The sequence below is a fragment of the Clostridium sp. K13 genome (assembly GCF_019734195.1).
Classification (GTDB): domain Bacteria; phylum Bacillota; class Clostridia; order Clostridiales; family Clostridiaceae; genus Clostridium.
Map to the genome: position 1 here is coordinate 92454 of NZ_JAASHM010000002.1, position 23630 is coordinate 116083.

The window sequence follows — 23630 nt, forward strand, 5'->3', positions numbered from 1 at the left end:
GGAAGAAGTATGGCTGAAAGTAAAATTGGAAAAGTAGTTCAAGTAATTGGACCTGTAGTTGATATAAAGTTTGATTCAGATTCTCTACCAAACATATATAATGAAATAAAAATTGATATGGGAGATAGAGAATTAGTTGTAGAAGTTGAGCAACACGTTGGAGATGATATTGTTAGAGCAATAGCAATGGAATCTACTGATGGATTGAAAAGAGGTATGAAGGCGTTAGATACAGGAAAACCAATATCAGTACCTGTAGGGAAGAATGTATTAGGAAGACTATTTAACGTGTTAGGAGCACCTATAGATAATAAAGGTGAAATAGAATCAGAGGAGTCATATCCTATACATAGACCAGCACCAAGTTTCAAGGAACAGTCTTTAGAACCTGAAATGTTTGAAACAGGAATAAAAGTTATTGACTTAATTGCACCATATCAAAAGGGTGGTAAAATAGGACTGTTTGGAGGAGCTGGTGTAGGAAAAACAGTTTTAATTCAAGAGTTAATTAATAATATTGCAAAAGAACATGGTGGACTTTCTGTATTTACAGGAGTTGGGGAAAGATCAAGAGAAGGTAATGATCTTTATCATGAAATGATGGATTCAGGCGTTATTAACAAGACAGCGCTAGTATTTGGTCAAATGAATGAATCACCAGGTGCAAGAATGAGAGTTTCGTTAACTGGATTAACTATGGCTGAATACTTTAGAGATCAAGGGCAAGATGTATTATTATTTATAGATAATATATTTAGATTTACACAAGCTGGTTCAGAGGTATCTGCATTATTAGGAAGAATACCATCAGCAGTTGGTTACCAACCAACACTTGCAACTGAAATGGGTGCCCTTCAAGAAAGAATTACATCTACAAAGAATGGATCTATAACATCAGTTCAAGCTGTTTATGTTCCAGCGGATGACTTAACAGACCCAGCACCAGCAACTACATTTACACATTTAGATGCTACTACTGTATTATCTAGATCCATTTCAGCATTAGGTATATATCCAGCAGTTGATCCTCTAGAATCTTCTTCTAGAATACTTGATCCAAGAATAGTTGGAAAAGAACATTATGAAGTTGCAACAGAAGTAAAAAATATACTTGAAAGATATACAGAATTACAAGATATAATAGCAATTTTAGGTGTTGATGAATTGTCTGATGAAGATAAAGCTGTAGTTGCTAGAGCAAGAAGAATTCAAAGATTCTTATCTCAACCATTTACAGTTGCAGAACAATTTACAGGAATGCAAGGAAGATATGTTCCTGTAAAAGAAACAGTAAGAGGATTTAAAGAAATATTACAAGGAAAATACGATCACTTACCTGAATCAGCATTCTTATTTGCAGGTACAATTGAAGAAGTTGTAGAAAAAGCAAATAGTATGAAATAGGAGATATGATTTATGGGAAAATTAATAAAACTTAATATTGTAGCTCCAGGGCGTGAAATACTAACAGAGGAAATAGTTAGTTTAGCAACAACTGCAAATGATGGTAAAATAGAAATCTTAGCAAATTATGCACCAACTATAATAGCTACTATACCAGCGGTAACTACGTATACTAATATAGATGGAAATAAGAAAAAAGTATTTACTTCATCAGGGATTATTTATATTAAGGATAATATAATTAACTTTTGTTGTGATTCTTTTAATTTTCCAGAAGAGATTGATAAAGAGCGTGCAGAGAAGTCTTTTAAGAGAGCTCAAGATAGATTAAATAATAAAGAAAAAAATAATATTGATATTGAAAGAGCCAAGAAAGCAGAGGCTAGAGCCAAAGCTAGATTGGAATTGAAATAAAGAAGTCGCTAAATAAGTGGCTTCTTTATTTTTTTTGAATATTATAAAGGATATAGTTAAATTTAAAATACTCTGTTGTATATAGACGAATATAGTTGATATTTATAAAAATTTAAGATGAAAGCGAACTATTCTAAGGGATCTATAATATATATATATTATAGTGTATAAAAAAAATAGTTTGGACAATAATTTTAGAGGAAGGGCAGGGGATTACAATATGAAAAAAGTATTTTTTGTATTTCTTTTAATCTTTTCTCTATTATTAATTATTAATGGAAAAGAGTATGAGTGTGAAGCAAAGAAAGATTTATTTAATGATGTTGAAAGATATATATTAAATGAATATGAATTTATTGAAAATGGTATTAAATTAGAATATATAGTAAAGGCAGATATTAATTATGAATTCAAAAGAATAAATGAAATTTTTAAAAGCAAAAATGATTTAATAGTAACAACAAGTGAATTGTGTATATCAGCAAAAGGTAAAAATATTAACTATAATGTTAATATTTACAATTATAATGGATTAACAAAAGTTGAAGTAATAGCAATAAATAAGGATAAGACTTTATCACAAAAAAATTTAGAATTATTAGTTCAAGAAATTAGAAATAGTAATTTCATAGATGAGAGGTATTTTTCATTTATAAAGGGAAAGATAGAAACAGAAGAAAAAAATATATTTGAAGATGTGGAAAATAAATTGAAAATTAAAATTAATGAAAAATTAGATATAAGTAATGGTAGTGTAGCAAAGGCAACAATGATAGATAGTACTAATATAAACATTGGACAAATTACTTACGATACAGGTTCATATTTAATTATAGGAACACCGATAATTTTCGTAACATACTAACAATAAATATGGAGGATAATATGGAAAAAATTATAGTTAGAGGTGGAAAAAAACTTCAAGGAGAAGTTGATATAAGTGTTGCAAAAAATGCAGTATTACCTATAATAGTTGCAACTATTTTAAATCCAACAGAAATAGTTTTAAAAAAAGTACCTATGTTAGAAGATGTAACAGTTTTAATAAATTTATTAAGAGAATTAAATTGTGAAGTTAAATTTTCACCTATAACAGGAGACTTAAAGATAAATACTTTAGAACTAAAGGAAATAGAAGCAAATAATGAATTAATACGCAAGATGAGAGCTTCATTTTTAGTAATGGGGCCTATGTTAGCTAGATTTGGTAGATGTAAAATATCAATGCCGGGAGGATGTAATATTGGAAGTAGGCCAGTAGACCTTCATTTGAAAGGGTTTAAGGCATTAGGAATAGATTCTGAAATAGGATATGGATATGTTGAAGCTAAAATTAATAAACTACATGGAAATAGAATATATTTAGATTTTCCATCTGTAGGTGCTACAGAAAATATAATGATGACTTCTGTTTTTGCACCAGGAGTTACAGTTATTGAAAATGCAGCTGAAGAACCAGAAATATGGGATTTAGCAAGATTTTTAAATAGTATGGGAGCAAAAATAGAGGGGGCTGGATATGGAAAAATAACTATACATGGTGTATCAGAATTAAAACAGCCTGAACCATTTACACCTATTTTTGATAGAATTGAAGCTGGAACATTTATGGTTGCAGCTGGAATAACAAATAGTAAAATAACTATAAATGGTGTTAATGAAGAACACTTAATGCCAACAATTGAAAAATTAAAAGAATGTGGAGTCTACTGTAAGGTGGATGGAGAAAAAATGATAGTAGATGGAACAGGTGAAAAGAGGGCAGTAGATATAAAAACAATGCCTTATCCAGGATTTCCAACAGATATGCAAGCACAGATGATGGCATTATTATCAGTTACTAAAGGAGTAAGTGTAATAACAGAAACTGTATTTGAAAATAGGTTCATGCATGTTGGAGAACTAGGTAGAATGGGTGCTAATATTAAAATTGATGGAAGAATTGCTATTGTTGAAGGTGTAGATAACCTTACTGGATGCCAAGTAAAGGCTACTGACTTAAGAGCTGGAGCAGCTATGATTTTAGCTGGATTAGTTGCTAGTGGCCAAACAGAAATAGGTGAGATATATCATATAGATAGAGGATATACTAATATAGAAGATAAATTTAAAAAACTTGGTGCAGATATATATAGGGCATATAAATAATACTTAGGAGTCTTTTAAGACTCCTAATTTCTTTTGTCTTTAAAAGTGCATAAGTTTATGGTTTGAAAATAAGAGGTATTGTTTTACAGATTAAAACATATATATAGATGTAATAGAGTAATAGGAGGGGCTATGAAAAAAATAAATTGTGGTGGTATAAGTAAGATAAAACTGATATTATATACAACTATATTAATAATTTTATTTATGATAATTATTCCAATGTTATCTATAAAAACTACAAATATTAAAGATAATAAACAACCTATTAAAAATGAGGACACAACTAAGGAAACATTAGCAGAGATAAGTAATGAAATATATATAGATGGTGATGATACAGTAAGGGTTTATAGAACATTAAAGGAAACTGTGGAGGAAATAAATATCGAAGATTATATATGTGGAGTAGTTGCTAATGAAATGCAAGTGAATTTTGAAGAAGAGGCATTAAAAGCACAAGCTATAGCAAGTAGAACTTACTTAGCAAGTAGAAAAATGAATAATTGTTCAATTCATAATGGAACGGATATATGTGATTCTATGCATTGTCAGGTTTATTCCTCTAAGGATGAATTAATTAATAAATGGGGAGAAGAAAATGGTGAAAAATATTGGAATAAGATACAGGCTGCAGTAGAGGCTACTAAGGGAATGATCTTAACATATAATGGAGAACTAGTTTTATATCCTTTATTTTTTTCTACTAGCTCAGGAAATACTGAATCGGCATCTGATTTATCATTTGGAGATATACCATATCTTATATCAGTTGAAAGTTTAGGAGAAGAGTCATCTCCTAAATTCACAAGTACAAAGGAGATGACATTAAGTGATTTGTCTTTAGCAATAAATGCTAAGTATCCAAATTCAGGCGTAAATATAGAAAATTTAAGTTCGAAATTACAGATAGGTAAGAGAAGTGATGCTGGTGGTGTTGTTACAGTTGTTATTGGAAATGATAAGATAGATGGGGCTGAATTTAGAGCTATAGCAGGATTAAATTCAACTAATTTTACATATTCAATAAAGGATAAGACAATCATATTTGAATGTAAGGGGTATGGGCATGGAGTTGGTATGAGTCAATGGGGAGCTAATATTATGGCTAAAGAAGGTAATGGATATGAGGAAATTTTGAAACATTATTATACTGGAATTAATATAGGGTATTTAAAATTTAGTTAATATATAAATTTAATAAGTGAAAGACAAGAAGGGTTTTATTAAATAAAAATTCTTCTTGTCTTTTTTTGTATAAATTTGACGTATAAAACTTCAGTTTAAAGTGAATTAATTTATCTTTACGGGCAAGAATACAAGACAGGAGGTGTTGAAATGGACCAAAATAAAAAAAATAAAGTAAAGGACTTTTTCAGAAAGGAGGGCTTTTACTTAGTATTATTTGTTTGTCTATGTATTGTTGCAACAGTAGCTGCATTTACAATTAGAAAGAATTCTGTTGCTAAAGAAGAAAATAAGGTAAATAACGAATTATCTTTAAATGAGGTGGAGGATAATACTTCTTCAGAGACTGATTCTAACTTTAATAAGCAAAATGCTGAAAGAGTAGAAAATAATGATGAGTTAGCTAATAATAGTGAGGAAATTTTATCAGAGCCTGAAGTTGCAGATGCAGAAGAACAAGTAGCAGATAATACTCAAGAGGAAGTTGCTGAAAATCAAGTTACAGAATCTACACAAGAAGAAACAGCTGATGTTTCTGCAGGTAATGATACTCAAATAGTTTTATCATTACCTATAGATGGAAATGTGGCTATTTCAAGAGAATTTGGAAAGATGATTAGAACTTACTCAGATGAAACAAGAAGTGAAGATACATCAAGAAGAGGTATTGACATTAATGCTGCAGTAGGAACTATTGTTAAAGCAGCTGCAGAAGGAAAAGTTGAAGAAGTATCAAGTAATACTACAGATGGTACTTATATTATCATTACACATACAAATGGATTAAAGACAAAATACACTAACTTAAGTGAAGAAGTTAAAGTAGCAGCAGGAGATGTTGTTAGTGCTGGAACTGAAATAGGAACAGTTGGTAATACTTCAGGTATATTTACATCAAAAGTTTGCGGAGATGTATTAAATGTTCAAGTACAAGATGCAAATGGAAATGATGTTGATCCTAGTGCATACTTTGATTTAAAGTAATTGTTTTTAAGTATCAACCATATTATGGTTGATACTTAAAAAATATTTAATATTATTTATATAAATTGTATGAATTTTTTTTATAGGAAGTAAATAATAAATAGAGGTTAAGGAGGTAGAATCTTGAAAGATTATATTGAAGAAAGAGTTTTAGAAGTTGCACAATATATAATTGACTCTAAGGCTACAATAAGAAAAACAGCAAAAGTATTTGGTGTAAGTAAGAGTACTATTCATAAGGATATGACTGAGAGATTGCCTAAAATTAATCCAGCAATAGCAGAACAAACACATTTAATATTAGAACTAAATAAGTCTGAAAGACATATAAGAGGTGGAAAAGCTACAAAAATGAAATATAAGGCAAATGAATTATAATAGCTATAAAATCATTGAATGATAAATTCATTACATATATAATAAAGTAGGGATAAATTTGTAGAAAAAACAATTATTTTGAAATTATTATATATTTAGGAGTGAATTAAATGTGGTTTTGGAGAAGTGGTAGTGATCTAGGAATAGATTTAGGTACAGCTACTGTACTTGTATATGTTAAAGGAAAAGGGATTTTATTAAAAGAACCTTCAGTTGTAGCAATTAATAAAAATAATAATAAGGTTTTAGCTGTTGGAGAAGAGGCAAGGAAAATGATAGGAAGAACACCTGGAAATATAGTGGCTGTTCGTCCGTTAAGAGATGGTGTTATTTCAGATTATAATGTAACAGAAAAAATGCTTAAGGCATTTATAAAAAAGGTTTGTGGAAAGGGACGTGTTATAGCACCAAAAGTAATGGTGTGTATACCTTCGCAGGCAACAGAAGTAGAAAAGAGGGCAGTTGTAGATGCTACAATGAATTCAGGCGCAAAAAAGGTACATCTTATAGAGGAACCATTAGCAGCTGCAATTGGTGCAGGATTAGATATAACTAAACCAGATGGACATATGATAGTTGATATTGGTGGTGGAACAACTGATATAGCTGTAATTTCATTAGGTGGGATAGTTATAAGGGAGTCAATTAAAATAGCTGGTGATAAATTTGATGAGGCAATTACAAGATATGTTAGAAATAAATATAAAATTTTAATTGGAGAGAAGACATCTGAAGATTTAAAGGTATCAATTGGATCAGTCTTCCAAGGGTCTAGAAATTTAACAACAACAATGAAGGGCAGAAATTTAATCACAGGTTTACCTGATGAAATAGTTATTTCTACTGAAGAATTAAGAGGAGCATTAATGGAACCAGTATCATTAATAGTTGAGACTGTAAAATCGGTATTAGAAAAAACTCCACCAGAGTTATCTGCAGATATAATAGAAAAAGGAATATTAATGACTGGTGGTGGTGCATTAATTGATGGTTTAGATAAGCTTATTGAGGCTAATACAGGTATAACAGTTAGAGTAGCAGAGAATTCAGTGGAAGCTGTTGCTATAGGAACTGGTGAAGTTCTAAATTATGTTAGCAAATTGGACAACGATTTTTCAAGTAGAGAGATACAATTAATAAATTAATTATTATGAAATTTTTTTGATAATAAGCAAAGCTAGAAGTTATTAACTTCTAGCTTTGCTTATTAATTATAGTATTTAAATAATATGCATGGATTAATCCATGTGAAATAACTTTTGCCATTTCAAATACCAAATGAAGTCGTATGCTCCTAGAAGTAAAGAATTCAGCTGTATCGCTTGAATCAATTATTCCTATTATTGAGGCAGTGCCAACATCAGGAAGAGATTTTCCTACACCTTTTCCAGGATGGATTGGATAATCACGAGTATGAATTTCGCCTATTGATGTTGTATCACCTAAACATGCATCAATGCCTATTATAGATGAATTAGGATGTAATTTATTTATTTCTGTCAACTTTTTATCAAGATTTAGAGCATGAATAGGGTCTTTTAATGTGCCGTAAACAGGTAAGGGAAAATTATGTTCTTCAAGGAAAGTTCCAACTAATGGACCTAAACAATCACCAACGCATTTATCAGTGCCTATACAGACTATTATAGTATTAGAATTAATATACTTTCTCATGAATTCAGCAATTTCATAATATGCCAAATTAGATTTATAGTTAAATTTTCGTTTTATCAAATAATTCACCCCTATCGTTATAATAGATGAAAGAATATCATATATAAAATATATGATTAGAAATTTGATAATATAAGCATGTTAATGAAATAATAAAAAATTTAAAATTAACTTTCCATATTAAAGTAGTGATTCACTTATAATATATTTTTATTGAGAAATATATGTTACTAAAATTGAGAAAAACATTTGAAATGTTTTTAATAATACATATAATAAAAAAAGTTAATAATGTATTAAAATGAAGAAAAAGATAGTAAATTAAAGAAAATACAATATAATTAGCTTAAAAAGGCCAAAATGAAGGTTGATTTATTTAGGCATTAATTATATACTAATCCTTGTCAGTTCGGAAGTAACAAAACGAACGGCACAAAGTTATTAAGTTGTTCATGGGGGAGTTCCCGAGTGGCCAAAGGGGGCAGACTGTAAATCTGTTGCGTTTCGCTTCGATGGTTCGAATCCGTCCTCCCCCACCATTAATAACTAAAAAAAGAATAAAATTAAATTGGAATATGCTTCATTGGCTCAATGGCAGAGCAGCTGACTTGTAATCAGCAGGTTGTTGGTTCGACTCCGACATGAAGCTCCAAATGGGGGAGTTCCCGAGTGGCCAAAGGGGGCAGACTGTAAATCTGTTGCGTTTCGCTTCGATGGTTCGAATCCGTCCTCCCCCACCATTTAAATTTAATTTTATTAAAAAGATATGGAAGCATAGCTCAGCTGGGAGAGCATCTGCCTTACAAGCAGAGGGTCACAGGTTCGATCCCTGTTGTTTCCACCAAATAAGCTTCATTGGCTCAATGGCAGAGCAGCTGACTTGTAATCAGCAGGTTGTTGGTTCGACTCCGACATGAAGCTCCAAATATGGGGGAGTTCCCGAGTGGCCAAAGGGGGCAGACTGTAAATCTGTTGCGTTTCGCTTCGATGGTTCGAATCCGTCCTCCCCCACCAAAGCATGGTTAATACCATGCTTTTATTTTTTTGAAAAATTATTAAAAATAATGTATATAATTACTATTGACATAGTATAAATATATTGTTAAAATGTGTTAGAAATAAAATTTGATATTAGTTCTTATCCAGAGAGGTGGAGGGATAAAGGCCCTGTGAAACCCTGCAACCTGTTTAGCAGTGATAAATGACAAATAACAAGTTAGTGAAAATTCCAAAGGAATTTTTACATATTTAACTTGTAACTTGAAACTTATAACTTGCGAAGCGTGGTGCAAATTCCTGCATAAATTATTTTTGCAAGATAAGAAAGACCTTAGATAATTACAGTCTCTTCTTTCTTGAAGAGGCTTTTTTTATTGCTTAGAATTAATATCAAAAAGTTGAAAGGAGCTAAGCAAAATGAGAAGATTATTTACTTCAGAATCAGTAACAGAAGGGCATCCTGATAAAATATGTGACCAAATATCAGATGCAGTTTTAGACAATATACTAGAGAAAGATCCTATGGCAAGAGTTGCTTGCGAAACAGCAGTAACAACTGGAATGGTATTAGTAATGGGGGAAATATCAACATCTTGTTATGTAGATATTCCTAAAGTTGTTAGAAATACAATAAGAGAAATTGGATATGATAGAGCAAAGTATGGATTTGATTGCGATACATGTTCTGTATTAACATCTATTGATGAACAATCAAGTGATATCGCTATGGGTGTTGATGAAGCTTTAGAATCTAGATCTGGTGAAAAAGATGATGTTGAAGCTGTTGGAGCTGGGGATCAAGGTATGATGTTTGGTTTTGCTACTAATGAAACACCAGAATATATGCCTTCACCAATTGCTATGGCGCATAGATTATCTAGAAGATTAACAGAAGTAAGAAAGAATGGAACATTACCTTACTTAAGACCAGATGGAAAGACTCAAGTAACGGTAGAATATGATGATAACAGAGTTGTTAGAATTGATGCTATAGTAATTTCTACTCAACATGATGATCATGTTAGCCAAGAGCAAATAAGAGAAGATTTAATGGAACATGTAATAAAGGCTGTTATTCCAGCTGAATTATTAGATGAGTCAACTAAATATTATATAAATCCAACAGGAAGATTTGTTGTTGGAGGACCACAAGGTGATAGTGGATTAACTGGTAGAAAGATTATAGTTGATACTTATGGAGGATATGGAAGACACGGTGGTGGTGCATTCTCAGGAAAAGATCCAACAAAGGTAGATAGATCAGCAGCATATGCAGCAAGATGGGTTGCTAAAAACTTAGTTGCAGCAGGGGTTGCAGATAAGTTAGAAATACAATTAGCATATGCAATAGGTGTTGCAAAGCCAGTTTCTATTGAAGTAGAAACTTTTGGAACAGGTAAAATATCAGATCAAGAGATAACAAATATTGTTGAAAAGGTATTTGATTTAAGACCAGGAGCTATAATAAATAACCTTGAATTAAGAAGACCTTTATACAGACAAACAGCTGCTTATGGTCATTTTGGAAGAAATGATTTAAGCCTTCCATGGGAAGAATTAAATAAGGTAGAAGAAATTAAGAAATACTTATAATATGGAAAGCGAGATACAATTTTGTATCTCGTTTTTTTATAAATTGCGAAGCAATTTATTTAGTTAAGGGCCTTCAGCCGGTTAAGTTTTTTGAACAGCGCTCCGCTAGTTCAAATAGGTAAAAGTTGACTACGCCAATGGTAAAAGCCTTTTGGCTAGTTAAGGAGGAAACTTCATAAGAAGTTTCTAAAATATATATTTAAAGAAATTACGAAGTAATTTCCGCCTTAACTTTTTACCGTTTGCTTTAGCAAACCCTTACCTATAATTAATTGGCGCGAGCTATATTAATCACTTTACCTTAGCCGTTAGGCCCTTAACTTTTATTTTCCTTCGAAATTTATTTTAAATTAAAGGTTATTATAAACAATCTTCCCACCAACTATTGTCATTTTAACATCAATATTTTCATCAAAAATAACTAAGTCAGCATCGAAGTTTTCTTTGATTTGACCTTTTCTATCGTCAACTCTACAATACTTAGCACCGTTATAAGAAGCCATTTTAACAACTTCATATAATGGGTAATCTGTATTGTCATATATATTTTTAACAGCTTTATTTAAAGTTAAGATTGAACCAGCTAAGGCACCATTTTCTAGTCTAGCAGCACCATTTTTAACTATTACAGGCTGTCCACCTAAAGCGTAAGTTCCATCAGGCATTCCACAAGCGCACATAGCATCTGTAACAAGTAAAGTTTTATCTGTTCCTTTTTGTTTGTAAGCAACTCTTAATGATGGATATGATATATGTATACCATCAGAGATAGTTTCAGTAGTTATATCTGAATCGAATGTTGCTCCAACTACACCAGGTTCTCTGTGAGTAAATCCAGTCATAGCATTAAATAAATGAGTTGAGTGACAGAAACCACATTTTATACCTTCAATAGCTTCTTCGTAACTTGCTTTAGTATGCCCCATAGAACAACGGATACCTCTAGCAGTTAATTCTGTAGCTAATTCTTTTGCACCAGAAACCTCAGGAGCCATAGTAATAGAAACAACAGCATCTATAGCATCGCCAGTCATTGATTTAAAGTTTTCAAATGAAGGTGCTATTAGGTAATTTGGATTTTGCGCACCTATTGCACTTGGGCTTATAAAAGGACCTTCTAAGTGGGCTCCTAAAACAATAGAACCATCTGTACCTTCAAGTTTTGCTTTTTTTATAGCCTTCATAGATTTTAGTATATCATCAGCAGACATAGTCATTGTTGTTGGTGTAAATGAAGTTGTCCCATATTTGCAAATAGTTTTAGCTATTTCATTAATTGCTTCAAAAGTTCCATCCATTGTATCATGTCCACCAGCACCGTGTATATGAACATCAACAAAACCAGGAGAAACATATAAACCTTTACAATCAATACATTCTAAATCCTTAGTTTCTAATGGGTTAATTTCCTTTATAACATCGTTTTCAATTAATAGTGAGCCTTTTTCGATTCTATCTAAAAAGACTATATTACAATTTTGTAATAACATTTAAATACCTCCAGTTTAATGTTTAACTAATTAATAATAAGTTAATAGTATTAATAAGTAAAATATAAATCTATTATTTAAAATAATCAATGAAAATTTTACTTATGATATAATTATATAATATTAATGAGTAAAATAAAATGTTTGGAGCGATAATATGGAAATATTAGAAGGCTTAGTAGAGGCAATAATATTTAAAAGTGATGATAGTGGATATATAGTAGCAAAAGTTACAGCTAATAAAGAGGTAATAACTATTGTTGGAATAATGCCTTTAATTAAAGAAGGTCAACAAATAGAGATAAAAGGAAATTGGATAAATCATAAACAATTTGGAAGGCAATTTAGTGTAGAAGAGTATAAAGAGCTATTACCAACTTCGGCTAAGGAAATAGAGAAATATCTTAGCACAGGAATAATACATGGTATAGGGCCTGTTACTGCTAAAAAAATAGTAAAGGCATTTGGCGTAGAAACATTAGATATATTAGATAATAATATTGAGAGATTAAAAGAGGTTGAGGGAATAGGAGAAAAGAAATTTAATATAATATATGAATCATATCTTGAAAGTAAAGAGTTGAAAGATATTATAATGTTTTTTCAAAAACATGGAGTTACAATAAATCAATGTTTAAAAATTTATAAAAAATTTGGGCCTGATTCTATAGATATAGTTTCAAAAAATCCATATGTATTGAATGATGAAATATCAGGAATTGGATTTTTAACATCAGATAGAATAGCAAAAAGTCTAGGAATTGAACCACAGTCTGATTTTAGGGTTCAAAGTGGAATAAGATATGTTTTAAATAATTTTTCTGGTCTTGGAAATACATATATGCCTAAAGAGAAACTTATTGCAGAGTGTCAAAAGGTTCTTGTGGTTGATAAAGAACTAATAGAGGTTAATATATATAACAGTGTCTTAGAAGGAAAGATAAAAGTTGAAAAAATTAATGATATTGAAGCTGTATATTCACTTCCATATTATTTTTGTGAATTAGGAGTTACAAATAAAATTATTACCTTAAGTATAGAAAATTTTCAGACTATAAATTCAGATATTTCTTTTGAAATATCTAGTTTTGAGAGCAAAAATAATATTAAATTTGCGGATTCCCAAAAGGATGCAATAATTGGTGCTTTTGAAAATGGAATAGAAATAATAACTGGTGGTCCGGGTACTGGAAAAACAACTATAATTAAATGTATAATAGAAATATATGAAAATAATGGGATGAAAGTGCTTTTAGCAGCACCTACTGGAAGAGCAGCCAAAAGAATGACGGAGTCAACTGGGAGAGAAGCTAAAACTATACATAGATTATTAGAAATGGGTGTTAGTGATGATGAAAATTCATTTTTTGGAAAGGGGGAAGGAGAACCTTTAGAGGGAGATGTTATTATAATTGATGAAGCATCTATGATTGATATAATGCTAATGAATAGCCTTTTAAAGGCTATTAAATTAGGAACTAGAGTTATTATAGTTGGAGATGTGGATCAATTGCCATCTGTAGGTCCTGGAAATGTTTTAAGGGATTTAATAAATAGTGAATTTATTAAAGTAGTAAGATTAAATGAAATCTTTAGACAAGGAAAAGAGAGCATGATAATTTTAAATGCTCATAAAATTAATAATGGAGAACTACCATACTTAAATAAAAAGGGTGGAGATTTCTTTTTTGATAATAGAGAAAATAATGAAGATATTCTAAGCACTATATTAGACTTAGTGAATAGAAGATTGCCAACATTTAATTCTAAGTGGAATAAAGTTAAGGATATTCAAATACTATCACCTACAAGAAAGGGTATTTTAGGAGTAGATAATTTAAATAATGAGCTTCAAGCCATTTTAAATCCACCAGATAAGTATAAAAAAGAAAAGAAAATTAAAGAAGTTATTTTTAGAGTTGGAGATAAGGTAATGCAAACTAAAAACAATTATTCTTTAAAATGGAATAGAATAGGTGGATATGGTGATAATGAAGGTGTAGGTGTATTTAATGGAGATATGGGATTTATAGAAGCTATTGATGAAGAGAATAGAACAGTTACTGTTATTTTTGATGATGAAAGAAGAATTGTATATGACAATGTATATGTTGAAGAATTAGAGTTAGCATATGCTATAACAATACATAAAAGTCAAGGGAGTGAGTTTAAAGTAGTAATTACTCCAGCTTTTATGGGATCAGCATTTTTAATGAATAGAAATATATTATATACTGGAATAACAAGAGCAAAAGAACTTGTTGTAGTTGTTGGAAATCAAAAAGCACTAAAATACATGGTAGATAATACAAATAGTATGGAGAGATATTCATCATTGAAAGAGAGAATTTTAGAAATTGTATCTGATGATAAAATAAGTGAAGAATAGATAAATGGAGTCGATACTATGAATTATAAGGAATTGAGTAATATTTTTAAAAAAATAAATAAGTGGTATGGAAAAAAAACAAAAGTGTTATCTGTAAAAACAAGACCATTTAATACTATAGAGGTTTTTTCTAATATAATAAATAAGACTTTATACGAAAATAAAAATATATTATATGTTTTTTGTAGTGAAGAGAGGGATTATGTAAATGAAAAGAAAAGTAGTTTACGTGAATTGATTGATGAAGCTATAAGTGATAAACAAATAGAAAATAATTTACAATGTATAGTTATAAGTGAGATAAATAACATAGATATGTTATATGATTTAGTTATATTTGATGATATCACTTTATTTTCAAAGGTAAGTAATGAGTATGTTAGAGAGGCTATAGAGAATATATATTGGAAGAGTAACAAAGTTATAATTTATTCTAGTGAATTTATTTTTCCTATAGGAGAAAAGATTGAAATTCCATATATGTTATCAGAAGAGCCAATGATAGAACCACGATTAATGAGCACAAGAATACGATTAGAAGAAAATATTCCGTTATCATTATTTGAATATTTTAAATGGTTTAAGGAAAATAAAAGAATAGTATTGATTGTTGTACCGTCTGAAGAAAAATTAAATAAAGTTTATAATCACTATTATGAAGTTTTGAGGAAGTTAGGTATTAGGGTTGTTAGATATAATAAGAATCAAAATTTTAGTTTTGTAAAAGAAATAATGGATGGATATAGTGATTCATTATTTATAATTACTAATAATTGTGGTCAATACATGAATAATATTCCCAATGTAAATATAATAGTATTATTTGCTGATGATATTTACTATTCCTATAAAAAGATAGTTTATATGTGTGGTTCAATTAATAGTATAAGTGAGATTCAATCAGAATTAATCCTTGTATCAAAAGAAATTTCAGAGGATATAGATAATGCAAAAAATATTACTAGAGAATTTAATAAAGTATTATGGGAAAAACAATATTTAAGATCATAAGGAAGATTAAAAGTTCCAATTCAATTAATAATAGTTATAAGTTATATGGTAAAATCTTGTATTATATGTTGAAAGTATATAATGAAATTTTAGATATAATATATCCACTAGAGGATAAATGTATAATTTGTAATAATGATGGATTTATAGGAATATGTCCATGTTGCAAGGGAAGTATTAATAGAGCAATGTTTGAAAATGATAATTTATCCTATGGTTTTTATGGCGGTATATTAAAAAGGTTAATTTTAGAGTTTAAGTATGAAAGTAATTATACCGCAGGTTATTTATTAGCAAACTTTTTGATGGAAATAATAAAAGAAAATAACATAAATGCAGATGTTATTTGTTATGTTCCTATGACAAAAAAAGCTGAAAAAAAGAGGGGTTTTAATCAGTGTAAGTTAATTGCAAAGATTATAAGTAATAATATGAATATACCGGTGAGTAATTGCATTAAAAAGATAAAAAACACTAAAGAACAAAAGACATTGAGTAAAGAAGAACGAATTAAAAATCTAAAGGGCGTTTTTAAAGTTAATGACAGTGATTATATAAATAATAAAAATATTATATTAATTGATGATGTAATTACTACAGGAGCTACTATTAGTGAATGTAAAAATATATTAAAAAAATCAGGAGCAAAAAAAATTATAGTATTGACAATTGCTAAAAGCAATATATAATAGTAATGTAAAGTTAGGTCTGTGGATGAAAGTCGATGCCAGTCGCAGGCAAAACGATCCACGTAAGTTAAACAAAGTTTTAATGAGCATGGTGCGGTATAGAGGTAAGTCCTGCCAGTAGAGATACTGAGAGTGTTAGTAGTGAGAGGTTAATTCCGGGTAGCAAAAGCTCCAGCAGGCGAGTGTGGGGTCAAAATCCAGGTCAGCTAACTTTATAAAAAAACATCAATTCTTATGAATTGATGTTTTTTTATTTTTAATAATGAGATAAATGAAGATAGGACGAGTTATGTAGAGTAAATAAGTTTAAATTTTCTGTAAATTCAGAAAACGGTCTTTGAGGAATAATATTTAAGATGGTAAAATATATATATAAAACAAATATATATTGAAATCTTAAATAGTATAATTATAACTTAAAGAGAGGGGCTGACCTTATGAGAGTAACAGTAATAGGAAAGAACATTGACGTGACACCAGCATTAAAGGAGATAGTAGAAAGAAAGATTTCAAAATTAGACAGATATTTTTCACCAGAAGTAGCGGCAAGAGCCACATTAACTGTTCAAAAGAATAGCCAAATTTTTGAGGTAACAATACCGTTTAATGGTGTAATTTTAAGATGTGAAGAATCAACAGATGATATGTACAAGTCTATTGATTTAGTAGAAACAAAATTAGAGAGACAAATAAGAAAGCAAAGAACTAAGTTACAAAGAAGAAATAATGAATCTTTAAGATTTAATAGTTTTGATGAAGTTGCATTTGAAGAAGATGATGAAGGTGAAATAGTAAAAGTTAAAAAATTTAATATAAAACCAATGAGTGCAGAGGAAGCTATATTACAAATGGAACTTGTTGAACATAATTTCTTTGTATTTAAGGATGCTGATACAGATAATGTTAATGTTATATACAAAAGAAAAGACGGAAATTATGGCCTTTTAGAACCAGACTATATTTAATTAATATAATTATAGGAGAGCTGTTATTGACAGCTCTCCTTATTTATATATAAATCTTTAGTATTATTTAAGTATATAGTATAAGTAATAACTGAATTAAACAAATATAAATAGAATTTTAATTTAAATAATGATTAGCGTTAAGATATTTCTATATATTTAAAGTTGGAATTAATAAGGTTCATATTTCTGTTAAGATAACGATTTCTTAGGCTTAGATGTCGTTAAAGGTCAAATATAGAATAATAATTCAGTTTATATTAATGTATATACGTTTTTTGTTGAATTATAAATACTATAAATGGTATAATTTATTAAGAAAATATTAAAAGGGTAATTTATATAGATTATTAGCTATATAAAAATATTAAAACAGATTACTTAAATTTATATTCATAAATGTTATTAATGAATATTAATGTTGAAAGGAAATATATTATGGGATTTTTAGAAAAACTTTTTGGAACATATAGCGAGAGAGAAGTAAAGAAGCTTCAATCAATTGCCGATAAGATAGAAGCTTTAGATGAACCAATGCAAAAATTAACGGATGAAGAACTTCAAGGAAAGACTATAGAATTTAAAGAAAGAATACAAAAAGGAGAGTCTTTAGATAGTATATTACCAGAGGCTTTTGCTGTTTGTAGAGAAGCTTCAAGCAGAGTACTTGGAATGAAGCACTTTAGAGTTCAATTATTAGGAGGAATGGTTCTTCATCAAGGTAGAATAGCTGAAATGAAAACAGGGGAAGGGAAAACTCTTGTTGCTACATTACCAGCATACCTTAATGGTTTAACTGGAAATGGTGTTCATGTAATAACAGTAAATGATTATTTAGCAAAAACTCAAATGGAAGAAATGGGAGTGCTATATAATTTCTTAGGATTATCTACTGGATGTATAATTCATGGTATAACACAAGATCAAAGAAGAGCAGCTTATGCAGCTGATATAACATATGGAACAAATAATGAGTTTGGATTTGATTACTTAAGAGATAATATGGTAATTCATATGGAAGAAAGAGTACAAAGAGCTCTTAACTTCTGTATAGTGGATGAGGTTGACTCTATTTTAATAGATGAGGCTAGAACACCACTTATTATTTCAGGAATGGGTGATAAATCTACTAAATTCTATAATGTTGCAGATAACTTTGTTAAGACATTAATAAATGAAAAAGATTTTACTGTAGATGAAAAAGCAAATGCAGTTTTATTAACTGAAGATGGTATAATTAAAGCTGAAAAGTATTTTGGAATAGAAAACTATGCTGATTCTCAAAACCTAGAGTTACAACATTATGTTACACAAGCTTTAAAAGCAAACTATACAATGAGATCTGATAAAGACTACATGGTTAAAGATAATGAGATAGTAATAATAGATGAATTTACAGGAAGACTTATGGAAGGTAGAAGATATTCAGATGGTCTTCATCAAGCAATTGAAGCTAAAGAAGGTGTTAAGATTCAAAGAGAATCAAAAACCTTAGCAACAATAACATTCCAAAATTACTTTAGAATGTATGCTAAGTTATCAGGAATGACTGGTACAGCATTAACAGAAGAAAATGAATTTAGAGAAATATATAATTTAGATGTTATTGTAATACCAACTAATAAGCCAGTTCAAAGAATTGACCAATCTGATATGGTTTATAAAAATGAAATTGGAAAGTATAAAGCGATAGTTGAAGAAGTAGTTAAATCGCATGAAAAGGGGCAACCAGTACTTGTTGGTACAGCTAGTGTTGATAGATCAGAATATATATCTTCTTTATTAAAGAAGAGAGGAATTAAGCATCAGGTTCTTAATGCTAAATATCATGCTCAAGAAGCAGAAATAATTTCTCATGCAGGGGAATTAGGTATGGTTACTATAGCAACTAATATGGCAGGTAGAGGTACTGATATTAAACTAGGAGAAGGTGTTATAGAAGCTGGAGGATTAAAGGTTCTTGGTACTGAAAGACATGAATCAAGAAGAATTGATAATCAGCTTAGAGGTAGATCAGGTCGTCAAGGTGATGCTGGTGAATCAATATTCTTCATATCTTTAGAAGATGATTTAATGAGAATATTTGGATCAGAAAAGATTCAAGGTATTATTGATAAATTAGGATTAGAAGAAACAGAAGCTATAGAAAGTAAAATGGTTACTAAGGCTATAGAAAATGCTCAAAAGAAAGTTGAAGGAAACAACTTTGATATAAGAAAGAACCTACTTGGATATGATGATGTTATGAATCTCCAAAGAGAGGTTATTTATAGACAAAGAACTGAAGTTTTAGAAGGTAAGAACCTTAAAGAGCAAATAGAAGGTATGATTACAGAAGTTATATCAGATGCTGTTAATTCTCACTTAAGTGGAGAAGTTCAAGATATAGAAGGTGAAATCAATACTTTACTTAAATATTTAGAAGAAATATGTTTACCACATGGTGTTATAACATCTGAAGAGTTAGCTGATTTATCTAATGAACAAATAAAAGATAAATTAAATGAGATTGTTATGAATATCTATAAAGGTAAGGAACTTGAATTTGGTGAAGAACAATTAAGAGAAATTGAAAGAGTAGTTCTTTTAAGAGTTGTTGACCAAAAATGGATGGCTCATATAGATAATATGGATCACTTAAAACAAGGAATGGGATTAAGAGCATATAAGCAACAAGATCCAATTCAAGCATACCAAATGGAAGGTAGTGCAATGTTTGAAGAGATGATTGAAGGAATTAAGCTTGAAACTGTTAAATTCTTATTCCATGTAAGAGTTGAGAGACCTGTTGAGAGAGAGAAGGTAGCTCAAGAAACATCTGCTAGTCATGGAAGTGATGATAACAGCTTAAAGAAAGAGCCTGTTAGAAATGACAATAGAGTAGGAAGAAATGATTTATGTACTTGCGGAAGTGGTAAAAAGTATAAGAACTGCTGCGGTAGGGAAGCTTAGATAGTTTCAAGTGATAAGTTAAAAGTGGCAAGTTAATATGGGGGTTAATTGTAGATTTTGTAATTATCACCATATTTAACTTGTCATTTGCCATTTGCCACTTGTCACTGAATTAAGGGGTGATTTTTTGTTAATTAAGTTAGAACAAGAACTAACTAAAGTTAGTGGATTAAGAGAAACATTAAAGGAAATGGGGGCTTCACTTTGACAAGGAAAGCCTAGAAAAAAGATTTCAAGAGCTTGAACTTCAGATGCAAGAAAAGGGATTTTGGGATGATATAAAAAGAGCAGAGGAAGTTACTAAGGAAAGTAAAAGTATTAAAGATAAAATAGATAGATATGAAAGTTTAGTAAGTAGATTAGAGGATGTAGAAGTATTAGCAGAGCTTGCAGAAGAGGATGAGGAAACTGTAAATGAAGTTATTACAGAAATTAGAGATATTGAAAAGCTAGTAGATGAATATAAAATAGAACTTCTTTTGTCAGGAGAGTATGATAAAAACGATGCTATATTAAATTTACATGCTGGTGTTGGTGGTAGTGATGCTAATGATTGGACTCTTATGCTGCTTAGAATGTATACTAGATGGTGTGAAAAAAAGGGTTATAAAGTTGATACATTAGATATACTTGAAGGCGATGAGGCTGGAATAAAGAGTGCAACATTAAGAGTAAAAGGCGAATTTGCATATGGATATTTAAAAGCAGAAAAGGGAGTTCATAGATTAGTAAGAATTTCACCCTTTAACGCTAATGGAAAAAGACAAACTTCTTTTGCATCAATAGAAGTATTACCAGAGCTTACAAAGGATCAAGATATAGATATAAGACCGGATGATTTAAAGATAGATACTTATAGAGCCAGCGGAGCTGGTGGGCAACATGTAAACAAAACAGAATCAGCTATAAGAATTACTCATATACCTACTGGAATTGTTGTTCAGTGTCAAAGTGAAAGAAGTCAGTTTTCAAATAAAGACACAGCAATGTCTATGTTAAAGTCAAAACTTATAGAACTTAAAGAAAGAGCTCATAAGGAAAAAATAGAAGACTTAACAGGTGAATTAAAAGATATGGGATGGGGAAGTCAAATAAGGTCATATGTATTCCATCCATATAATATGGTTAAGGATCATAGAACAAATGAGGAGACATCTAACTTGAATGCAGTTATGAATGGTGAAATTGATCAATTTATAACTACATATTTAAAAAGCATATCAAAATAAAAAAAAGTGCTAGGCACTTTTTTTTATTTTGATATTAATTTAAAGTTTTTAAGGCAAATAAATATTATTGAGAATCCAAAGATAAGAGTTGTTATAATAGCTTCATTGTATCCTTTATAATAGAAAATTGAAGATGTTATAACAGATATTAATGCAATTAATGCAAAAAATCTTGAACCTTTCTTATCGGTTATAATTTGACTTTTAGTAAATATACCCCAACAAATTAAAATAATTAACATTATTGATATCCATAATAATGATTTTGAGCTATATATAAATCTAGTAAACATACTATAGCAAGAGTTTTTGATTTCTTGGTCAACTATACTATAAACAGTATCTATAGCATTAGTGTCTATATAGTCAATTGTATCACTAGGAGTATGAATTCTAGTTTTATCACTATGGCAGAAGCTAACAGCATCTATATTTAAATTATTAAAGCTAGCATGATCACTAGAATCTTCATAAAGGACTTCATAACTTACATTATTAGAGTCACAGAGTTCTTTTAATGAATTTAATAATTCAGAATTTGTATTTTTGAATTTACTTCCCTGCATAAAACTTATAGGATAATCAGCGCTTCCAATCATATCAAAATTGATTACCTTTGAATCTTGTATATTAAATAAGTTAGATTCAGCAAAAGCTTTAGAGCCTAGTAAACCAAATTCCTCTGCATTTAATGCAGCAAAAATGATATCTCTTTCAGGTTTTCCATAAGTAGCAAGACTTCTACTTAGTTCTAATAAAAAAGAAGCTCCAGAAGCATTATCTAATGCTCCAGAATAAGTGTTTCCTAATCCATCTTTTCCAAGGTGATCATAATGAGCCGTTATTATAAATGGTGGCAAAGAAGAATTTGAACCCTTAATTACACCAACAATATTTGATATTGTTTTTTCTTCTTCTTCAAAAGGGATGTGAATAGAAATTTGTTTCCCTTCTTTTAAAGCATTTGATATTTTTTCAAAGGTAGAATTAGAAACCATTATTACAGCATCTTTAGCAAAATCGCTAAAAAATGAGCTTCTAAATGAAAAGTTATTGTCTTTAGGAACATATATTAAAAAGTTGCCATCAGCGCAACTTACTTCCATATAAGCTAAATATGAATTTATTTTATCTAAAGCTGAAAAATAAAATGTATTATTTTTAAAGTTAATCATATCTTCTTTAAAGTCAACACCATATTTTAATTCTTCTTCAATTTCTCCATTTGATTCAATTTTAAGATAAGGTGAAGTGTTAGTTATAACAGGGCAAATAGTATTAAAGTTTTGTGAATAGTTATTATCATTATTTAAGGTAGTTAACCCACTACTTTTAAACCTATTTTTTATTATATCGCCTGTCATTGAGTTTTCTGTACTGCCAGCCAATCTTCCGGCAAGTGTATCAGATGATAAAACATAAATATTATTTCGAACATTATTAGAATCAAATGGTGAATAGGTATTATTAAGATATATGGTAAAAAGCAATAGAAATGAAGTTATTGATAATAATGAAAAATATATAATTTTTTTCTTCATAAAAAAATACCTCACTAATAGTATTATATTAAATACTATTAAATGAGGAGTTACATTATAACTAATATTAAAAATTTTAACTAATAATACGATTTAAATTTAGTTAATGGAAATTAATACTTGATGATTTACGTTATAAATTTTATTAATTATATTAAAGTAGTAGAACTATTCTTAATAAAGTTTATGCTTTGTTTTGAATAAGTTCGTATAAGCATTGAAATAATGAAAATAAAATACAAATATAAATTAAAAAATTAAGTTGCTTAGTTAAAACTGAATATACTCCACCAATTATTATACTACCTAATGTAACTACATTTATAAATTTAAAAAAGTTTGATTTATTAGTTAAGATTTCCTTGGTAGCTGTTAATAGAATTATTATAAGGGTTAAAAAAATAAATACATTTCTTAAATCTACAGAAAATTCAATTACATAAAGTTGGTTTAGTATTAGAAGGGTGATAAAAACTATAAGTAATATATTTAAAAATCTATTTATAAATTTATTCAAAAATAAGCCCCCTTTTTGCAATGTTGGAAAATATTTACAATTAAATTATACTATTAGCTTTACTT

General features: G+C 29.5%; 19 protein-coding genes, 6 tRNA genes and 1 riboswitch. Of the genes, 21 read left to right on the forward strand and 4 right to left on the reverse strand.

All coding sequences use genetic code 11. From position 1 onward, the window contains the following. Window positions 1-9: 9 nt before the first annotated feature. The 8 genes from atpD (at window position 10) to mreB (ending at window position 7661) form a co-directional block, all read left to right on the forward strand. Entirely contained in the window at window positions 10-1404 is a 1395-nt protein-coding gene (gene atpD / locus HCG76_RS01945) for a F0F1 ATP synthase subunit beta (RefSeq protein WP_221700676.1), read from the forward strand. 12 nt (window positions 1405-1416) lie between these two features. Beyond that, window positions 1417-1818: an ATP synthase F1 subunit epsilon gene (gene atpC, locus HCG76_RS01950; RefSeq protein WP_221700675.1), complete on the forward strand. Its 402-nt coding sequence runs from the start codon at window positions 1417-1419 to the stop codon at window positions 1816-1818. 220 nt (window positions 1819-2038) lie between these two features. After that, the gene (locus tag HCG76_RS01955) at window positions 2039-2683 is read left to right on the forward strand and encodes a hypothetical protein (RefSeq protein WP_221700674.1); all 645 of its coding nucleotides are present in this window, start codon (window positions 2039-2041) and stop codon (window positions 2681-2683) included. 20 nt (window positions 2684-2703) lie between these two features. Then, a complete protein-coding gene (gene murA, locus HCG76_RS01960; protein ID WP_221700673.1) occupies window positions 2704-3966 on the forward strand; it encodes a UDP-N-acetylglucosamine 1-carboxyvinyltransferase in 1263 nt (420 codons plus the stop codon). Between the two features lie 132 nt (window positions 3967-4098). Further along, window positions 4099-5154 (forward strand): stage II sporulation protein D, encoded by a 1056-nt coding sequence (spoIID, locus tag HCG76_RS01965; protein ID WP_221700672.1) that lies wholly within the window; start codon window positions 4099-4101, stop codon window positions 5152-5154. Window positions 5155-5304: 150 nt separating this feature from the next. Next, window positions 5305-6138 carry a M23 family metallopeptidase gene (locus HCG76_RS01970; protein WP_221700671.1) on the forward strand — a complete coding sequence of 278 codons (834 nt, stop codon included), beginning with the start codon at window positions 5305-5307 and terminating at the stop codon, window positions 6136-6138. Window positions 6139-6261: 123 nt separating this feature from the next. Beyond that, entirely contained in the window at window positions 6262-6516 is a 255-nt protein-coding gene (gene spoIIID, locus HCG76_RS01975; protein WP_195988674.1) for a sporulation transcriptional regulator SpoIIID, read from the forward strand. 110 nt (window positions 6517-6626) lie between these two features. Next, window positions 6627-7661 (forward strand): rod shape-determining protein MreB, encoded by a 1035-nt coding sequence (gene mreB, locus HCG76_RS01980; protein WP_221700670.1) that lies wholly within the window; start codon window positions 6627-6629, stop codon window positions 7659-7661. Window positions 7662-7710: 49 nt separating this feature from the next. On the opposite strand, the gene yyaC is transcribed toward mreB, so the two are convergent. Further along, on the reverse strand, window positions 7711-8250 hold the full coding sequence (gene yyaC / locus HCG76_RS01985) for a spore protease YyaC (RefSeq protein ID WP_221700669.1): 540 nt from the start codon (window positions 8248-8250) through the stop codon (window positions 7711-7713). Window positions 8251-8644: 394 nt separating this feature from the next. Between yyaC and HCG76_RS01990 the strand changes: the two genes are divergently transcribed. From HCG76_RS01990 to metK, 7 genes are all read left to right on the forward strand, one after another. Further along, window positions 8645-8729, forward strand: a tRNA-Tyr gene (locus HCG76_RS01990). Between the two features lie 38 nt (window positions 8730-8767). Beyond that, window positions 8768-8842, forward strand: a tRNA-Thr gene (locus HCG76_RS01995). 3 nt (window positions 8843-8845) lie between these two features. Further along, a tRNA-Tyr gene (locus HCG76_RS02000) sits at window positions 8846-8930 on the forward strand. 28 nt (window positions 8931-8958) lie between these two features. Further along, window positions 8959-9034: transfer RNA gene (locus HCG76_RS02005), tRNA-Val, on the forward strand. A gap of 5 nt (window positions 9035-9039) precedes the next feature. Next, window positions 9040-9114: transfer RNA gene (locus HCG76_RS02010), tRNA-Thr, on the forward strand. 5 nt (window positions 9115-9119) lie between these two features. Next, window positions 9120-9204, forward strand: a tRNA-Tyr gene (locus HCG76_RS02015). A gap of 121 nt (window positions 9205-9325) precedes the next feature. Beyond that, window positions 9326-9515, forward strand: a riboswitch (SAM riboswitch). 91 nt (window positions 9516-9606) lie between these two features. After that, entirely contained in the window at window positions 9607-10782 is a 1176-nt protein-coding gene (metK, locus tag HCG76_RS02020) for a methionine adenosyltransferase (RefSeq protein ID WP_221699033.1), read from the forward strand. Between the two features lie 350 nt (window positions 10783-11132). Here the strand turns inward: metK and nagA are convergent, their stop codons facing one another. After that, on the reverse strand, window positions 11133-12272 hold the full coding sequence (gene nagA, locus HCG76_RS02025) for an N-acetylglucosamine-6-phosphate deacetylase (protein ID WP_221699032.1): 1140 nt from the start codon (window positions 12270-12272) through the stop codon (window positions 11133-11135). A 157-nt stretch (window positions 12273-12429) separates the two neighbouring features. Here nagA and recD2 point away from each other — a divergent pair, with 157 nt between their 5' ends. The 6 genes from recD2 (at window position 12430) to prfB (ending at window position 21507) form a co-directional block, all read left to right on the forward strand. Further along, window positions 12430-14661 carry an SF1B family DNA helicase RecD2 gene (recD2, locus tag HCG76_RS02030; RefSeq protein WP_221699031.1) on the forward strand — a complete coding sequence of 744 codons (2232 nt, stop codon included), beginning with the start codon at window positions 12430-12432 and terminating at the stop codon, window positions 14659-14661. An 18-nt stretch (window positions 14662-14679) separates the two neighbouring features. After that, window positions 14680-15672 (forward strand): hypothetical protein, encoded by a 993-nt coding sequence (locus tag HCG76_RS02035; RefSeq protein WP_221699030.1) that lies wholly within the window; start codon window positions 14680-14682, stop codon window positions 15670-15672. Between the two features lie 65 nt (window positions 15673-15737). Next, the gene (locus HCG76_RS02040; RefSeq protein ID WP_260458020.1) at window positions 15738-16361 is read left to right on the forward strand and encodes a ComF family protein; all 624 of its coding nucleotides are present in this window, start codon (window positions 15738-15740) and stop codon (window positions 16359-16361) included. Window positions 16362-16798: 437 nt separating this feature from the next. Beyond that, a complete protein-coding gene (hpf, locus tag HCG76_RS02045; protein WP_221699028.1) occupies window positions 16799-17326 on the forward strand; it encodes a ribosome hibernation-promoting factor, HPF/YfiA family in 528 nt (175 codons plus the stop codon). Between the two features lie 438 nt (window positions 17327-17764). Continuing rightward, entirely contained in the window at window positions 17765-20278 is a 2514-nt protein-coding gene (gene secA / locus HCG76_RS02050; protein WP_221699027.1) for a preprotein translocase subunit SecA, read from the forward strand. Between the two features lie 127 nt (window positions 20279-20405). Continuing rightward, window positions 20406-21507 (forward strand): peptide chain release factor 2 gene (gene prfB, locus HCG76_RS02055; protein WP_221699026.1). Its coding sequence is split into 2 segments (ribosomal slippage): window positions 20406-20483 and window positions 20485-21507, totalling 1101 coding nucleotides; the frame shifts between segments, so codons are not numbered across the junction. 23 nt (window positions 21508-21530) lie between these two features. Here the strand turns inward: prfB and HCG76_RS02060 are convergent. Together HCG76_RS02060 and HCG76_RS02065 are read right to left on the reverse strand one after the other, a co-directional pair. After that, window positions 21531-23048, reverse strand: coding sequence for a M28 family metallopeptidase (locus HCG76_RS02060; RefSeq protein WP_221699025.1), 1518 nt, complete (start codon window positions 23046-23048; stop codon window positions 21531-21533). Between the two features lie 184 nt (window positions 23049-23232). Next, a complete protein-coding gene (locus HCG76_RS02065; protein WP_221699024.1) occupies window positions 23233-23565 on the reverse strand; it encodes a hypothetical protein in 333 nt (110 codons plus the stop codon). Between the last annotated feature and the right edge of the window lie 65 nt (window positions 23566-23630).

What these genes read in the sequence shown, in the direction of transcription:
- hpf (WP_221699028.1), top strand. Translation starts at nt 16,799, where the DNA reads ATGAGAGTAACAGTAATAGGAAAGAACATTGACGTGACACCAGCATTA.
- HCG76_RS02040 (WP_260458020.1), top strand. Translation starts at nt 15,738, where the DNA reads ATGTTGAAAGTATATAATGAAATTTTAGATATAATATATCCACTAGAG.
- spoIID (WP_221700672.1), top strand. Translation starts at nt 4,099, where the DNA reads ATGAAAAAAATAAATTGTGGTGGTATAAGTAAGATAAAACTGATATTA.
- atpD (WP_221700676.1), top strand. Translation starts at nt 10, where the DNA reads ATGGCTGAAAGTAAAATTGGAAAAGTAGTTCAAGTAATTGGACCTGTA.
- nagA (WP_221699032.1), bottom strand. Translation starts at nt 12,272, where the DNA reads ATGTTATTACAAAATTGTAATATAGTCTTTTTAGATAGAATCGAAAAA.
- atpC (WP_221700675.1), top strand. Translation starts at nt 1,417, where the DNA reads ATGGGAAAATTAATAAAACTTAATATTGTAGCTCCAGGGCGTGAAATA.
- mreB (WP_221700670.1), top strand. Translation starts at nt 6,627, where the DNA reads ATGTGGTTTTGGAGAAGTGGTAGTGATCTAGGAATAGATTTAGGTACA.
- murA (WP_221700673.1), top strand. Translation starts at nt 2,704, where the DNA reads ATGGAAAAAATTATAGTTAGAGGTGGAAAAAAACTTCAAGGAGAAGTT.
- HCG76_RS02060 (WP_221699025.1), bottom strand. Translation starts at nt 23,048, where the DNA reads ATGAAGAAAAAAATTATATATTTTTCATTATTATCAATAACTTCATTT.
- secA (WP_221699027.1), top strand. Translation starts at nt 17,765, where the DNA reads ATGGGATTTTTAGAAAAACTTTTTGGAACATATAGCGAGAGAGAAGTA.
- HCG76_RS01970 (WP_221700671.1), top strand. Translation starts at nt 5,305, where the DNA reads ATGGACCAAAATAAAAAAAATAAAGTAAAGGACTTTTTCAGAAAGGAG.
- metK (WP_221699033.1), top strand. Translation starts at nt 9,607, where the DNA reads ATGAGAAGATTATTTACTTCAGAATCAGTAACAGAAGGGCATCCTGAT.
- HCG76_RS02035 (WP_221699030.1), top strand. Translation starts at nt 14,680, where the DNA reads ATGAATTATAAGGAATTGAGTAATATTTTTAAAAAAATAAATAAGTGG.
- recD2 (WP_221699031.1), top strand. Translation starts at nt 12,430, where the DNA reads ATGGAAATATTAGAAGGCTTAGTAGAGGCAATAATATTTAAAAGTGAT.
- HCG76_RS01955 (WP_221700674.1), top strand. Translation starts at nt 2,039, where the DNA reads ATGAAAAAAGTATTTTTTGTATTTCTTTTAATCTTTTCTCTATTATTA.